The following is a 13261-nucleotide window of genomic DNA, read 5'->3' as shown; positions in this document are numbered from 1 at the left end:
ATTTGTACTTTGAGGGCAAATAAACCGAACCCTTATGCTTCCCCGCTTACGCTTAACGATTCCTGCGCTCGGCCTATGTGCCGTTGCGCTTTTTGCCTGTGAAAACACGAAAACGATTGCCTTACCAGCCGATGTTGTAGTTCGCCACAATGCCACTGCGCCCCAGGCCCAAACAGAAACCGCATCTCCGACCCAGGCGACCTTAACGGCCGAAACCGGAATGCCGGCCGATGCCGCTACCATACTTGCCCGGCAGCAGGTGCCCATTTTGTGCTACCACCAGATCCGGGACTGGCGCTCCTCAGACTCCAAGCAAGCCAAAGATTACATTGTGCCGGTGGCGCGGTTTGAAGAGCAGATCAAAATGCTGGCCGACAGCGGCTACCAGACCATCCTACCAGACCAGCTGCTGGACTACCTGAACAATGGCCGGCCGCTGCCTCCCAAGCCCGTGATGCTCACCTTCGACGATACTGTGCTGGACCAGTATACCACGGCCCTGCCAGTGCTGGAGAAGTATGGCTACAAAGGGGTCTTTTTTGTGATGACGGTTTCGCTGGGAAGGCCGCGCTATATGACGCGGGCGCAGGTAAAAGAACTCTCGGACAAAGGCCATGAAATCGGTTCCCATACCTGGGATCACCACAACGTGAAGAAGTATGAAGGCACGGATTGGCTCACGCAAATAGAGAAACCCACCAGGCAATTGGAGGAGATCACCGGAAAGCCCATCAAATACTTTGCGTATCCCTTCGGATTATGGAACGAACAGGCCATTCCGGAACTGAAGCAACGTGGTATGACAGCAGCCTTTCAGCTGGCCACACACCGCGATGAACAGGAACCCCTCTATACCATCCGCCGCATTATAGCCAGCGGCTACTGGAGCGCCGGCACCCTGCACAAAAGTATGGTGGGCAGCTTTAAGCCTGAGACGTCGGCACCTGCAGCGGCAATTGCTGTACGATAATTGCCGCGCCTCCTGCCTTTAATCCTGTTATGTGGCCTTCGCCGTTGGTTTGCAGCTGCACTTCCAGCTGGCTCGGCGACGGAGGCTGCATCAGGTAGCCCTGTAGTATGTTAAAGCTTTCCTTGTTATACCCCAGATGATCATGCAGATGGCAGGCCAGCGGTCCGGCAGCCATGCCGGTAGCAGATTCTTCAGGGATGCCGTAGCTGGGAGCAAACATGCGCGTAGTGGCATCGGCCCCATCCGCCCCGGTGGTGAACACATAATAGCCAACCAGGTCCAGCTCCCGCGAAATAGCTGCTATACGTTCCTGGTCGGGTTGCAGCGCCTGCAGTTCGGCTGTGCCCGGAAGTTGCAGCAACAGAAAGTTCACACCGGTATTTGCCACCACGGGCTCCGATAAAAAAGTATAGCCAGCAGGCAGATTCAGGGAAGCAGCTACCTCCTGCGTGCTAACCTCCAGCGCTGACAGGAACGTATACTTAGGAGCCATCTGCTGCTGGTATACTTTGTTATGTATCAGACTTATCTCTCTTATTCCTTCAATCGATTCTTTTATAGCGCCGGGTTCCTGCACCAGCCCTTTTTGCAACAGCAAGCCAAAGGTAGCCACTGTGGCATGGCCACAATGCGGTATCTGGCGGTTCGGCGTAAAGAACTCCACTTTCACATCGCCTACCATTGATTTTGAAGCAAAGGCAGTTTCGGACAAGCCCAGGTTGGCAGCTATCTGCTGCTTTTGTGCCTGCTCCAAAGTATCGGCATGGAGCACGACCCCGGCGGCATTGCCGCCTGCTGCTGTCTGGGTAAACGCCCGGACCAAGTATAATTCCGGTCTGGCTTCTGGTGTAGTATGTTGCATGATTCACCCTTTCCTTTTGTTTTGAAAGGAAGTATAAAAGTAGCAGAACCAGGGCCCAAAAACAAAGTATAACCAGCTAAGCCCCTGAGGCAAGCCGTTTGTCTGCCACAATAAAATCAAATATGTAACAAGCCAGGAGCAGCAACCCGACAGCAGCGAGTAAATAGAAATCACCAGGAATACCCCATGACTGAACCGTTTTATGACAGAACTACCATTCCACGTTGGGATTGATTTTGGTGCCAGGCTGGCCGGCACGACAGCCCTGGCTGCCGTTAACGGGCAGCAGGTGCAGGTGTGGCAAAGTGAAAGCGGGCAGGATGCCGATGCGTTTATACTGGAACTGGTGCGCCGCCTGAGCGCCAGGGTGCTCTTTATAGATGCCCCGCTCACCTTACCAGCCGTTTATGTACAGGGTACAGGCGCGTCGGCAGCTGATTTCTTTTACCGTGCTGCCGACAAGGAAGTGCAGGGCATGTCGCCGATGTTTCTTGGCGGGTTAACGGCCCGTGCCATGAAGCTCCGGGCTGAACTGGCACCTCACGGAATTGCGGTGCTCGAAACCTACCCGCGCCAGTTGGTGCGGCTGCTTTTCCCCGACCTGCAAGGGTATAAAACAACTGCTGCAGCACTTCCAGCCTTTTCCGAAGCACTGCAGCAGCTGTTGCCTTTTCCTTTAAAGGAGCCTGTTCGCAACTGGCACCAGTTCGACAGCCTGCTGGCCTGGTACAGCGGCTACCGCCACCTGCAAAGGCAGGCGGTCCTGTACGGCGAGGCTACCGAAGGGCGCATCATCGTTTAATCGTTATCGCTTGCATCAGCGCCGGTTTCCAGGGTATGGAATTCCATCTGCAGTGCCTTGATCTTTATTTGGCTATCGGTCGGAATGTCAGCAGTGATGGCTTTTCTGCGTTCGTCGAGCGAGTTGAGCACGACTTTAGCCATTTCCCATTCTTTGTCCGTCCAGTTTTTGCGCTGCTCGCGCACGTTATCCATAAAGGTGATATAGGCTTCGCGCACATTGGTTTCGTTGATGGTGGAAAGATCGGCATAGGTACCGAGCAGGTTGCGCTGCCATTCTACTTTCTGGGCTTCCATGTGGCTGCTCTGGTACATTTCATCGGCTTCGGTAAACTGCTGCTTCAGGTGCTGGTAATCCTGCTTCACTTCACCCGAAAAGTGTTCCTGCTTCTGGTCCAGTTCCTGGGTACGCATTTTAAAATCTTCTTTGGCCTGCTGCCAGTCTTCCTCGGTTTTGTCGGCTACAGAACCGGTAGTGGTATTGACCCAGTTCCGGAAGTCTCCCAGTTCATCCTGTACATCGTTCTCGGCTTCTTTCGTGGTGGAACATCCGGCCAGCATAGCCAAGGTTAGCAGCATACACAGGCATAGGTTTAATTGCTTTTTCATGTTTTATTTTAGTTTATAATGAACGTCCTGCCTTTGATACGGAAGCCAAGCCATATTTGATATATTAAGGTATATAGTTAGATAGGATAACTTAAATGACTGGAAAACAGAATATTTACCCATCTGCAAAAGTTCTGCTTTTATTTCAGGGGTAAACAGGAACCGTACCTTCGCGGGCGCGTACATTAAAGAAGCGGCAGGCATCTGCTGCAGTCCATTCGAAATACATTTTAGCTAACTACGCCGGGCCATCTGGTTTGTGCGCGGGTAGTTAAAGCAACGTTCGTAATAGCTTACACCACGAGTATGCAGGAAAAGGCACAAGTGAGGTGTAAGCTATTTTTTGCCGGAAACTTTCTGATTTGCCCTTTCCGCCTTTTATACTTCCAGGCCGATTATCAGGCTTCCTGTTTCTGCTGATGAAAAGGTGCTTATACTTCCGGAGGCTCCGCTACCGGCCAGGTACTATGCGCAGCTCAATAGCCAATTACCCACCTACCTGGTATGGCATGTAACCCGATCCGTACGTAATCGGTTAAGAACCTGTAGACGTACCGTAAATCATACTTGTAGTCTGGCAATGCTACAGCAGGGCAGTACTCGTATAAACGCCAATCAAACCCGAGAATTCGATGAACAAGGAGCAGGAAGACTTTATGCGGGCAGCCATCCGCTTATCACTGGAGAAGATGAGAGAAGGCTTTGGCGGCCCTTTTGGAGCGGTGGTGGTACGCAACGGCGAAATCATTGCGCAGGGCTTTAACAATGTGCTCCGCTCCAACGACCCGACCGCTCATGCCGAAGTAGAAGCGATCCGGAAGGCAAGCCAGCACCTGGGCACACCCGAGCTCTCGGACTGCGACCTATATACCAGCTGCGAGCCCTGCCCCATGTGCCTGGGCGCCATTTACTGGGCGCGTTTCCGCAAGGTATACTATGGCAACACCCGGCAGGATGCTGCCCGTATCGGTTTCGATGATGCCTTTATATACCAGGAACTAGAAAAGGAGCTGCCCGACCGGGCCATCCCCATGCAGCAGCTTTTACACAAGGAAGCCCTGCAGGCATTTACTGAATGGGAGCAGCAGGAAGAAAATAAGGAGAAATAAAAAGCCGGCCATACTTAGTGAAGTATGGCCGGCTTTTTTGTACCAAAGGTTGTTGGCTGCTTAGCGCTTCATCATGTTGGCCAGGTTGCCCAGCCCACCGCGCTTGCCCGACATTTTGTTCATCGAGCGCATCATTTTACGCATGTCGTTGAACTGCTTCATCAGGTTGTTTACCTGCGTGATGTCGGTGCCGCTGCCTTTGGCTATACGGGCACGGCGGCTGCCACTGATCAGGTCCGGGTTTTCACGTTCCTGCGGCGTCATGGATTTAATGATCGCTTCGATCGGCTTAAAGGCGTTCTCGTCGATCTCCACATCTTTCAGGGCTTTGCCCACACCCGGTATCATACCCACCAGGTCTTTGATATCGCCCATCTTCTTGATCTGCTCCAGCTGCGTGAGGAAGTCATCGAAGTTGAACTGGTTCTTGCGAATCTTTTTGTTGATGCGCTTGGCTTCGTCCTCATCAAAGGCCTGCTGCGCACGCTCAACCAGCGAGATCACATCACCCATGCCCAGGATCCGTTGGGCCATACGATCGGGGTAGAACAGGTCGAGTGCTTCCATTTTCTCGCCTGTCGAGATAAACTTGATCGGCTTTTCTACAACCGCCCGGATCGAAAGGGCTGCGCCACCGCGCGAGTCACCATCCAGCTTGGTCAGTACCACGCCGTCGAAGTTGATGCGTTCGTTAAAGGTCTTGGCTGTGTTCACCGCATCCTGGCCCGTCATGGAGTCTACCACGAACAGGGTTTCGGTTGGCTTCACGGCTGCCTTTATCTCGGCTATTTCTTTCATCATCGCCTCGTCCACAGCCAGTCGGCCGGCAGTATCGATGATCACTACTTTCTTGTTTGTTTTGCGGGCATGCTCAATGGCATTGAGGGCGATCTGAACCGGGTTCTTGTTGTCCAGTTCAGTATAAGCTTCCACGCCCACCTGCTCGGCCAGCACCTGCAGCTGGTTAATGGCCGCCGGACGGTACACGTCGCAGGCAGCCACCAGCACATTGCGGTTCTGCTTTTTAAGATAGTTAGCCAGTTTACCTGTAAACGTGGTTTTACCGGAACCCTGCAGACCGGCTATCAGGATCACAGCCGGATCGCCCTTGATGGTGATGTCCTGCTTTTCACCGCCCATCAGCTGGGTAAGCTCCTCGTACACGATCTTGACCATCAGCTGGCCCGGCGATACGGAGATCAGCACATCGCGGCCCATGGCCTCGTCTTTGATCTTATCGGTAACCGTTTTGGCAACTTTATAGTTAACGTCGGCATCTACCAGCGCGCGGCGCACCTCTTTTATGGTGGCTGCTACGTTTATTTCGGTGATGCTGCCCTGGCCTTTCAGCGTTTTAAAGGCGCGGTCTAACTTGTTACTTAAATTATCAAACATCTCTTTCTTCTGGTTTACCTACAAAAATAAGGAATATCTAAGTTATTTACGAATTATGCTGCGCGAATTACAAGGCTACTGTATACCAGCATCCTGGCGGCCGCCCTACCTGTTTATACTTTAGAGGATGCTCTCAGATTCAAAAAAGCACACAACAGCAAAATTAGCTACCCGTAAAGTTTAACAAGCAGAATATTTTTATATTTGATAGTTCAGATAACCTACTTGCAGCTTTGGAAAAAACAGACGCGTTAGATCTCCTTTATATATCCTATTACTGGCCACCCTCAGGCGGACCGGGCGTGCAGCGCGGCCTCAAGTTTGTAAAATACTTTCCGGCTTTTGGCATTACGCCAACCATACTTACTGTAGACGAAAAGCAGGCCTCCTACCCTCTTGTGGACAATACTTTCCTGCATGAAGTTCCTGAAGACCTGGCCGTTTACAAAACACCTACTTCCGAGCCGTTTGAGTATTACAAAAAGCTTTCGGGCAAAAAGGAGATCCCCTACAGCGGCTTTGCCAACCAAAAGGCCAAAGACACCCTGCTCGACAAAGTATTTAAGTTTGTACGTGGCAACCTGTTTATTCCGGATGCCCGCGTGGGCTGGAACAAACATGCCCTCAAAAAAGCGGAAGAACTGCTGGAAACAGATAAGTATAAGGCCGTGCTGACCACCAGTCCGCCCCACTCCACACAGCTGATCGGTCTGCAACTGCGCCAGAAGCACAACATCAAGTGGATTGCCGACCTGCGTGACCCCTGGACCAACATCCATTACTACGACGAGCTATACCACACGCCGCTGGCCCGGCGCCTGGACGAGAAGTATGAGCGGCAGGTGCTGGAGCAGGCCGACGCCGTAATTGTAACGAGCGAAGACACCAAGCGCCTGTTTCAAAGCAAGCCCTACAAACTCGCGGCCGAAAAAATCCATGTTATCCCGAATGGCTACGACGAAGACGATTTTAAATACCCGTCCACCCCTCCAAAGGACACTTTTCTGATCACCTACGCCGGTACCATTACCGAGAACTACAACATAGATGTGTTTCTTAAAGTAATGGCCCATTTAATGTCGGTACACAGCGAGATCAACTATAAACTGCGCTTTGTGGGCAAGGTTTCGGATGGTGTAAAGCAGCGCATTGAGAAGGCGGGCGTGCTGGGCATTACCGAGTTTATACCTTACGTGCCCCACGACAAGGCCATTAAGTACCTGATGGAAAGTACCGCCCTGCTGCTGGCTATTGCTGATGTGCCGAGCGTGTATGCCAACGTGCCCGGTAAGCTGTTCGAATACCTGGCCTCCAACAAGCAGATCATTTGCCTGGGTCCTGTGCATTCCGATACCGACCATATTATAGATGAGTGCGGCGCGGGCCGCCTTTTCCACTATGCCGCGTACGAGCTGATGCTCGACCACATGACGCAAATGAGCCGTGCCTGGAAAGTAAACCCTAACATGGACCTGCCCTACATTAACTATGAGCGGTATTCGCGCAAGGCCCTGACCGAGCAACTGGCTACCATTATTAAGGATGTAGTGGCGGACCAGCCCTGGGAGCTGCCTTAAGTTCTGTCAGCCTAAAATGATCTGATGTCGCGTAAGCAGCCCGGTTAAGCCATCAGGCGAAAAGCGGGCCCGCCGGATGTTGTTGTGCTCCGGATCGATGTCGAAGTTATAAGCTGTGGTAAAATTAGCTTCCTGGAGCTGCGTGTTCTTAAACTCGGCGCCGGCCAGATCGGTATGGTCAAACACTGCTTTCGTTAAAGTAGCGTTCACGAACACAGCGCCTTTCAGGGAGGTATGGCGGAAGTGAGTCTTGGGCATTTTCCTGTTCATGAACGAGGCGTAATCCAACAGGCAGTTCTCGAACGCTACCTGGAAGAGGAACTCCTCGCACTCGCTGAAATTGATGCCAACCAGCTTACATTCTCTAAAGGTGGCACCGTTGAGCGAACTTCGCTTGAGCTTCAGATTAGCTAAATTACAGCCTATAAACAGGCAGTCGGAAAAGCGGCTATGCGAAAAATCACTCCCGGAAAAGTCGCAGGCTTTAAACGTGCAGTTCTCAAACTCCCTGTTCAGCACCTGCTTGCCAGCATAAATTACTTTTTCAAAGGTCTTGTTCTCGTGCAGCAGGGACTCCATCAGATTAGTTTTTGAGCTATGAACGGGTAAGCGCCGGTAAAAGTATACAGCCTTTCACTTGCCGCTACAAGCCAATGCGATGGCAATTTAGCAGATTATTATGAGCCGTAGGTGGTCAGAAGAACCTTAAATTGAGGCAGACAGCAAGTATAAGCTGTGGTATGGCCGCTTTAAAGTATGTTATGCAGCTTGATGTACTGTAGCAGCATGATGGTTTTGCCATCCTTTATCTGACCGTTTCCGATCAATTCCAGCGCCTGCTGCAGCGGCATTTCCAGCACCTCGATGTTCTCTTCTTCATGCGCTACGCCGCCGCCCTCATGCACTTTCATAGCCTTAGAATATTCAGCAATAAAGAAGTGCAGGATCTCGGTCACAGAACCCGGCGACATATAGGCTTCGAAAATCTTGCGCACGTCGGTCACTTTATACCCGGTTTCTTCTTCAGTTTCGCGCCTGATGCAATCTTCCGGGTTATCCTGGTCCAGCAATCCCGCACAGGCCTCGATCAGCATGCCCGATTCGTTTCCGTTTATAAACGAGGGCAGGCGGAACTGGCGTGTCAGAATAACCGTTTTTTGTGCTTTGTTATAAAGTAGAATGGTGGCGCCATTGCCCCTGTCATATGCCTCTCGGCTTTGTTGTTGCCGACTGCCGTCTTTCTTGCGGTATTCGTACGTGATCTTCCGGAGCACATACCAGTTGTCGGACAGCACCTGCGTGTCTAATATCTTTACATCATTGATCATCTGGGAAGAAATTAAAAGAAAATTACCGATTTAATTGAATAAGATGCTAGTAACCTTTTCGCCAGACAGGCAGAAGATAGCCAACACTTAAGCTGAAGAACCTATTTTTACCATCGGCGCCGCTTTCATACAAATCATCTACTATTCTTTCATGTACATTTGACATCCCTAAAGAATATTGGGCATCTATCACAAACTGATTTTTTCCTATATTAATATCAGTTCCAACACCCAATTTAATACCCCAGTCAAACTGGTCATAATTGTACCTTCTGTCATTTACTTTTATATATCTTTCGCCATTCCAGAAAGAAGGGTTATAATGATAATAATGTTCTTTTCTGTCTTCGCTGTAAATATGTTTTCCTTCCAGAAATAAACCGCCATAAACCCCAGGAGATAAGAAGAAATTAAACGTCTGATTACTTGAAATATAGTATTTAAGTCCGATAGGTGCTATAAGATACTTTAACTTATAAATATCTTTCGTAATTGTCCAGGGCGTTTTTAAATTATCTATAAACCCGAGTTCAACATATTCAATATCAGTTATTATACTGATACTCTGTGATAATTCACTGGCTATTCCAACCCCAGCTGTTAAACCTACTTTGTTCTGTAACTGCCTATAGTTTCTACTCTCAAATTTGCCAAATTCTAAAGATTGAGAAGACACAACTACACCTATTTTAGGGATAATTTTAATTTGTCCCATGCACGAGATGCTGCAAAAAGTTAAGGCAAGCAGTAAGAGCGTTTTTTTCATCAGTAACAGCTGGTTTGTTTTCTTAGCAAGTGTTAATATAGCATATATAATATACAACAGCTAAATTCCTATCTATACTATTACTCCCCAAACCGCTTCTCCAGCCATAGTTCCACCTCCCGCACATCCACAGTATAATTCTCCTGCACATCGCCGGCAGAACCTATTATAGCGGAATAGGGAAAGTCAAGGCCTTTGCAGAGCAGGAAGTAATGCGTTTTGATGAGGTTGGCCGGATGAAACTCCAGCACCTGACACTGTGCCGCAAAAAGTACATTGGTCATGCCGGCGCCATGCGGGCCTATCACCACCTCGGCTTCGAAGAACAGCTGCACCTGCTGCTGATAGCTTAGCTCTTCGGCCCGCACCACATCAAAACCATACCGGGCAAGCAGTGCCAGCAGCTCCAGCTCGTTGAGCAGGCGGCGCGTTTTGGCAGCGGCCCGGCTGATGTATAGGCGTCTTTTCCGGCTTCCGGGCTGTACGTGATACCCCTGCCATACTTTGTCCCGCAACCAGGCAGCAATAGGCGCAGGCAAAAACCCGCTTTGCGAATTTGCCACAAACGAGGGAAGTATAAACTCGGCAAGCTCCCATTTTTCGTGCTTCCCGATAAACACCACCTGCGCATTCGGGTGATCTCTAAGTATGAACTGAAGCGTTTGCAGCTGGTAGTCCGGCAAGTCACGGCGCATGATGATGTGAAGTGGTTCGGATACCTGTAGTAGCAGAAAGTATAGCCGTGGCAGGCAATCGAAAAACCAGTGATAGTTATTCTTCTCCGCCCAGGGCAGGTGCAGCACCGAAGTATAAAGCCCGCTTTTATACTTAGGAGTGAGCAGCGCGGGCGTTTTAAAGGCCGGTGACTTGGCTAACCTGCTCGTATCAAACACCGACTCCACTACCAGCTTCCCCTCCATCACCAGTGCACCGGTATGGCCCAGAAAATACACGTTTGAAAGCCGCACCAGATAGGGCGCTTTCTGTCGGTAGCCCAGGCTATAATCGATGCTATAGTTAAAGCTAGCTGCCGATCTCTCCAGGAAAGCTGTTTCCGCGGTGTCAAATTTTACCACACTCCCCGGGGCCATTTCCTTTTTGGAAGGATGATGCAGCACCGAACTATACCGGAAATAATAACCGGCCAGGTGCAGCAGCCGGAAGAATACCTTCTTTAACATACAGGAGCAAGTATAAACCGAAAGGTACGATTTATAGTTAAGAGTTAAGAGTTGAAAGTAATGCGTGATGCAGGAAAGAAACCACCTAACAATTTAGCAATTGAACCCTCCAACTATCCGCAATTAAATAATTAACTTGCAGCCAAACCAGCCGGATTCAAGGTTGGCGCATCAGATACAAAACAAAACATGGCATTAGACCTCAATCATAAGTCTATTCTGGTAACAGGCGGCACAGGCTCGTTTGGCAAAAAATTCGTGGAGATGGTATACGCCCGCTTCCCGGATGTAAAACGCCTGGTGATCTACTCCCGCGATGAGCTGAAGCAATTCGAGATGTCGCAGGTTTTTCCGCACAGCAAGTATAAATCCATCCGGTATTTTATTGGCGACGTGCGCGATGGCGAGCGCTTTAAGCGTGCCTGCGAGGGCATCGACATTATTGTGCATGCGGCCGCGATGAAACAGGTGCCCGCCGCCGAGTATAATCCGATGGAATGCATCAAGACCAACGTACTGGGAGCCGAGAACATCATCAATGCTGCCCTGGACAGTGGCGTTAAAGACGTGGTGGCGCTCTCGACCGACAAGGCGGCCGCTCCTATTAACCTGTATGGTGCTACCAAGCTTTGCTCCGACAAGCTTTTTGTGGCCGCCAACAACATGAAAGGCAAGCGTGACATCCGTTTCTCGGTGGTGCGCTACGGCAACGTGATCGGCTCCCGCGGGTCGGTGGTACCTTTCTTTTTAAAGAAGCGCTCGGAAGGCGTGCTGCCCATTACACACCCGGAGATGACGCGCTTCAATATCTCACTGGAGGAAGGCGTGGAACTCGTGTTCCATGCGCTGGAAAACCACTGGGGCGGAGAGATCTTTGTGCCGAAAATTCCATCTTACGTGATCACGGACATGGCCGAGGCGATCGGTCCGGATTGCCGGCAGGAGATTGTGGGCATCCGGCCGGGCGAAAAGCTGCACGAGGAAATGATCACCGAAACCGACTCACTCAACACCGTGGAGCTCGATAAGTACTACATCATCCTGCCCTCCACCCCTACCTGGACCACCGAAGAATTCCTGAAAACGCACAAAGGCAGAATGGTGGAAATGGGCTTTAAGTATAACTCCGGCACCAACACCGACTGGCTGAATGTAGCGCAGCTCCGCGACCAGATCCGCCAGCACGTGGACCCCGGTTTTACTGCGTAAAACAATTAAAAATTATGAATTAGAAATTATAAATCATTAAGAGTACAGACATCTTACTAAGCTTACTCAATTTCTAATTTTTAATTTCTCATTTCTAATTAAATAGAACGCGTGACTCAGAACTCAGAATTCGGAACTCCTAAGCAGCCTATTCCTTACGGCCGCCAGCATATCACCCAGGATGATATTGATGCGGTGGTAGAAACATTGCAGTCGGATTACCTGACGCAGGGACCAAAGGTAGAAGCGTTTGAGCAAGCTTTTGCCCATTACATCGGCGCTAAGTATGCGGTGGCTGTCAGCAATGGTACGGCTGCGCTGCACCTGTGCACCCTGGCGCTGGGCGTAAACGAGGAATCACGGGTGATCACGACACCCATTACGTTTGCCGCCTCAGCTAACTGCGTGCGCTACTGCGGCGGCACAGTGGCTTTTGCCGATATCAACGCTCAAACAGCGTTGCTGGATATAGCCAAAGTACGAGCCTTGCTCGAGAGCAAGCCCAAAGGATATTTTGAGGGGATCATTCCCGTCGATTTTGCGGGCAACCCCGTGAACCTGGAAGAATACCGTAAGCTCGCCGATGAGTTCGGACTGTGGATCATAGAGGATGCGGCTCACTCACCGGGCGGCTTTTTTTACGACAGCCAGGGCAACAAACAGCTGTGCGGCAACGGCAGGTATGCCGACCTGGCGATCTTCTCGTTTCACCCTGTAAAGCACATTGCCACCGGCGAGGGCGGCATGGTGACCACTAATAACTCGGAACTCTACCAGAAACTGCTCAAGCTGCGCACCCACGGCATTACGCGCGACCCTGCGCTGCTGGAAGAAAACCACGGCGGCTGGTACATGGAAATGCAGGACCTGGGCTTTAACTATCGGATTCCGGATATGCTTTGTGCCCTCGGCCTCACGCAATTACAACGCGCCGACGCCAACCTGGCGCGCCGCAAAGGCATTGCCAAAGTATACGACGAGGCTTTTGCAGGTATAAACGACATAGACGTGCTGCAAACTAACCCTGCCGCGCTGGGCAGGAACGGGGAAACAGGCCATGCCTATCACCTGTACGTCATCCGCGTGCAGGACCGCAAAGGGCTATACGATTTCCTGCGCCAGCACAACATTTTTGCGCAGGTGCATTATATTCCGGCGCATACCATGCCCTATTACCGGAATCTTGGTTTTAAAAAAGGAGATTTTCCGGAGGCTGAAAATTACTACAGCCAGTGCCTTAGCCTGCCCATGTACCCAAGCCTGACACCGGAAGAACAGGAATTTGTGATCCAGAAGGTGAAGGAATTTATCGGATGAAGCGCATAGCCATAATTCCAGAGGGGTAGTTAAAGGGATTTTGCCTGCGTACCAACACGCTATAAAATGCTTTTACAGGTGGTTGATTGCTACAAAATCAGCAGTATAATTTTTCATTAATGGCTAAGACATACCTC

Annotated in this window: 13 protein-coding genes; 6 read left to right on the top strand and 7 right to left on the bottom strand. The window is 50.5% G+C overall.

What is annotated here, in order from left to right:
• Positions 1-34 precede the first annotated feature (34 nt).
• Positions 35-970, top strand: coding sequence for a polysaccharide deacetylase family protein (locus LWL52_RS06770; RefSeq protein WP_242918182.1), 936 nt, complete (start codon positions 35-37; stop codon positions 968-970).
• Here LWL52_RS06770 and LWL52_RS06765 read toward each other — a convergent pair.
• The gene (locus LWL52_RS06765) at positions 924-1832 is read right to left on the bottom strand and encodes a PhzF family phenazine biosynthesis protein (protein ID WP_242918180.1); all 909 of its coding nucleotides are present in this window, start codon (positions 1830-1832) and stop codon (positions 924-926) included. The two genes, LWL52_RS06770 and LWL52_RS06765, sit on opposite strands and share 47 nt — an antisense overlap.
• A 202-nt stretch (positions 1833-2034) precedes the next feature.
• Between LWL52_RS06765 and LWL52_RS06760 the strand changes: the two genes are divergently transcribed.
• Positions 2035-2634, top strand: a complete 600-nt coding sequence (locus LWL52_RS06760) for a DUF429 domain-containing protein (RefSeq protein ID WP_242918178.1) — start codon at positions 2035-2037, stop codon at positions 2632-2634.
• Here LWL52_RS06760 and LWL52_RS06755 read toward each other — a convergent pair.
• Positions 2631-3242 (bottom strand): hypothetical protein, encoded by a 612-nt coding sequence (locus LWL52_RS06755; protein WP_242918176.1) that lies wholly within the window; start codon positions 3240-3242, stop codon positions 2631-2633. The genes LWL52_RS06760 and LWL52_RS06755 overlap by 4 nt on opposite strands.
• A 632-nt stretch (positions 3243-3874) precedes the next feature.
• On the opposite strand from LWL52_RS06755, the gene LWL52_RS06750 reads away from it, so the two are divergent.
• Positions 3875-4351 (top strand): nucleoside deaminase, encoded by a 477-nt coding sequence (locus LWL52_RS06750; protein WP_242918174.1) that lies wholly within the window; start codon positions 3875-3877, stop codon positions 4349-4351.
• Positions 4352-4411: 60 nt separating this feature from the next.
• On the opposite strand, the gene ffh is transcribed toward LWL52_RS06750, so the two are convergent.
• Entirely contained in the window at positions 4412-5746 is a 1335-nt protein-coding gene (gene ffh, locus LWL52_RS06745; protein ID WP_242918171.1) for a signal recognition particle protein, read from the bottom strand.
• Between the two features lie 233 nt (positions 5747-5979).
• On the opposite strand from ffh, the gene LWL52_RS06740 reads away from it, so the two are divergent.
• The gene (locus tag LWL52_RS06740) at positions 5980-7323 is read left to right on the top strand and encodes a glycosyltransferase family 4 protein (protein ID WP_242918169.1); all 1344 of its coding nucleotides are present in this window, start codon (positions 5980-5982) and stop codon (positions 7321-7323) included.
• A 6-nt stretch (positions 7324-7329) separates the two neighbouring features.
• On the opposite strand, the gene LWL52_RS06735 is transcribed toward LWL52_RS06740, so the two are convergent.
• From LWL52_RS06735 to LWL52_RS06720, 4 genes are all read right to left on the bottom strand, one after another.
• A complete protein-coding gene (locus LWL52_RS06735) occupies positions 7330-7902 on the bottom strand; it encodes a pentapeptide repeat-containing protein (protein ID WP_242918167.1) in 573 nt (190 codons plus the stop codon).
• Between the two features lie 170 nt (positions 7903-8072).
• Positions 8073-8651 carry a GDP-mannose pyrophosphatase NudK gene (nudK, locus tag LWL52_RS06730; protein ID WP_242918165.1) on the bottom strand — a complete coding sequence of 193 codons (579 nt, stop codon included), beginning with the start codon at positions 8649-8651 and terminating at the stop codon, positions 8073-8075.
• Positions 8652-8697: 46 nt separating this feature from the next.
• Entirely contained in the window at positions 8698-9417 is a 720-nt protein-coding gene (locus LWL52_RS06725) for an outer membrane beta-barrel protein (RefSeq protein ID WP_242918163.1), read from the bottom strand.
• 80 nt (positions 9418-9497) lie between these two features.
• Positions 9498-10598: a glycosyltransferase family 61 protein gene (locus LWL52_RS06720; RefSeq protein WP_242918161.1), complete on the bottom strand. Its 1101-nt coding sequence runs from the start codon at positions 10596-10598 to the stop codon at positions 9498-9500.
• A 189-nt stretch (positions 10599-10787) separates the two neighbouring features.
• Between LWL52_RS06720 and pseB the strand changes: the two genes are divergently transcribed.
• Positions 10788-11807, top strand: a complete 1020-nt coding sequence (pseB, locus tag LWL52_RS06715; RefSeq protein ID WP_242918159.1) for a UDP-N-acetylglucosamine 4,6-dehydratase (inverting) — start codon at positions 10788-10790, stop codon at positions 11805-11807.
• A 111-nt stretch (positions 11808-11918) separates the two neighbouring features.
• The gene (gene pseC / locus LWL52_RS06710; protein WP_242918157.1) at positions 11919-13124 is read left to right on the top strand and encodes a UDP-4-amino-4,6-dideoxy-N-acetyl-beta-L-altrosamine transaminase; all 1206 of its coding nucleotides are present in this window, start codon (positions 11919-11921) and stop codon (positions 13122-13124) included.
• Positions 13125-13261 lie beyond the last annotated feature (137 nt).

It is taken from the genome of Pontibacter liquoris (assembly GCF_022758235.1).
In the GTDB taxonomy this organism is placed as follows: Bacteria; Bacteroidota; Bacteroidia; order Cytophagales; family Hymenobacteraceae; genus Pontibacter; species Pontibacter liquoris.
The sequence above is the reverse complement of the archived record's forward strand: the minus strand, read 5'-3'. Positions and strand labels throughout refer to the sequence as shown.

Excerpts from the sequence above, each read along its gene's own strand:
- LWL52_RS06770 (WP_242918182.1), top strand. The coding sequence starts at position 35 with ATGCTTCCCCGCTTACGCTTAACGATTCCTGCGCTCGGCCTATGTGCC.
- LWL52_RS06765 (WP_242918180.1), bottom strand. The coding sequence starts at position 1,832 with ATGCAACATACTACACCAGAAGCCAGACCGGAATTATACTTGGTCCGG.
- LWL52_RS06760 (WP_242918178.1), top strand. The coding sequence starts at position 2,035 with ATGACAGAACTACCATTCCACGTTGGGATTGATTTTGGTGCCAGGCTG.
- LWL52_RS06755 (WP_242918176.1), bottom strand. The coding sequence starts at position 3,242 with ATGAAAAAGCAATTAAACCTATGCCTGTGTATGCTGCTAACCTTGGCT.
- LWL52_RS06750 (WP_242918174.1), top strand. The coding sequence starts at position 3,875 with ATGAACAAGGAGCAGGAAGACTTTATGCGGGCAGCCATCCGCTTATCA.
- ffh (WP_242918171.1), bottom strand. The coding sequence starts at position 5,746 with ATGTTTGATAATTTAAGTAACAAGTTAGACCGCGCCTTTAAAACGCTG.
- LWL52_RS06735 (WP_242918167.1), bottom strand. The coding sequence starts at position 7,902 with ATGGAGTCCCTGCTGCACGAGAACAAGACCTTTGAAAAAGTAATTTAT.
- nudK (WP_242918165.1), bottom strand. The coding sequence starts at position 8,651 with ATGATCAATGATGTAAAGATATTAGACACGCAGGTGCTGTCCGACAAC.
- LWL52_RS06725 (WP_242918163.1), bottom strand. The coding sequence starts at position 9,417 with ATGAAAAAAACGCTCTTACTGCTTGCCTTAACTTTTTGCAGCATCTCG.
- LWL52_RS06720 (WP_242918161.1), bottom strand. The coding sequence starts at position 10,598 with ATGTTAAAGAAGGTATTCTTCCGGCTGCTGCACCTGGCCGGTTATTAT.
- pseB (WP_242918159.1), top strand. The coding sequence starts at position 10,788 with ATGGCATTAGACCTCAATCATAAGTCTATTCTGGTAACAGGCGGCACA.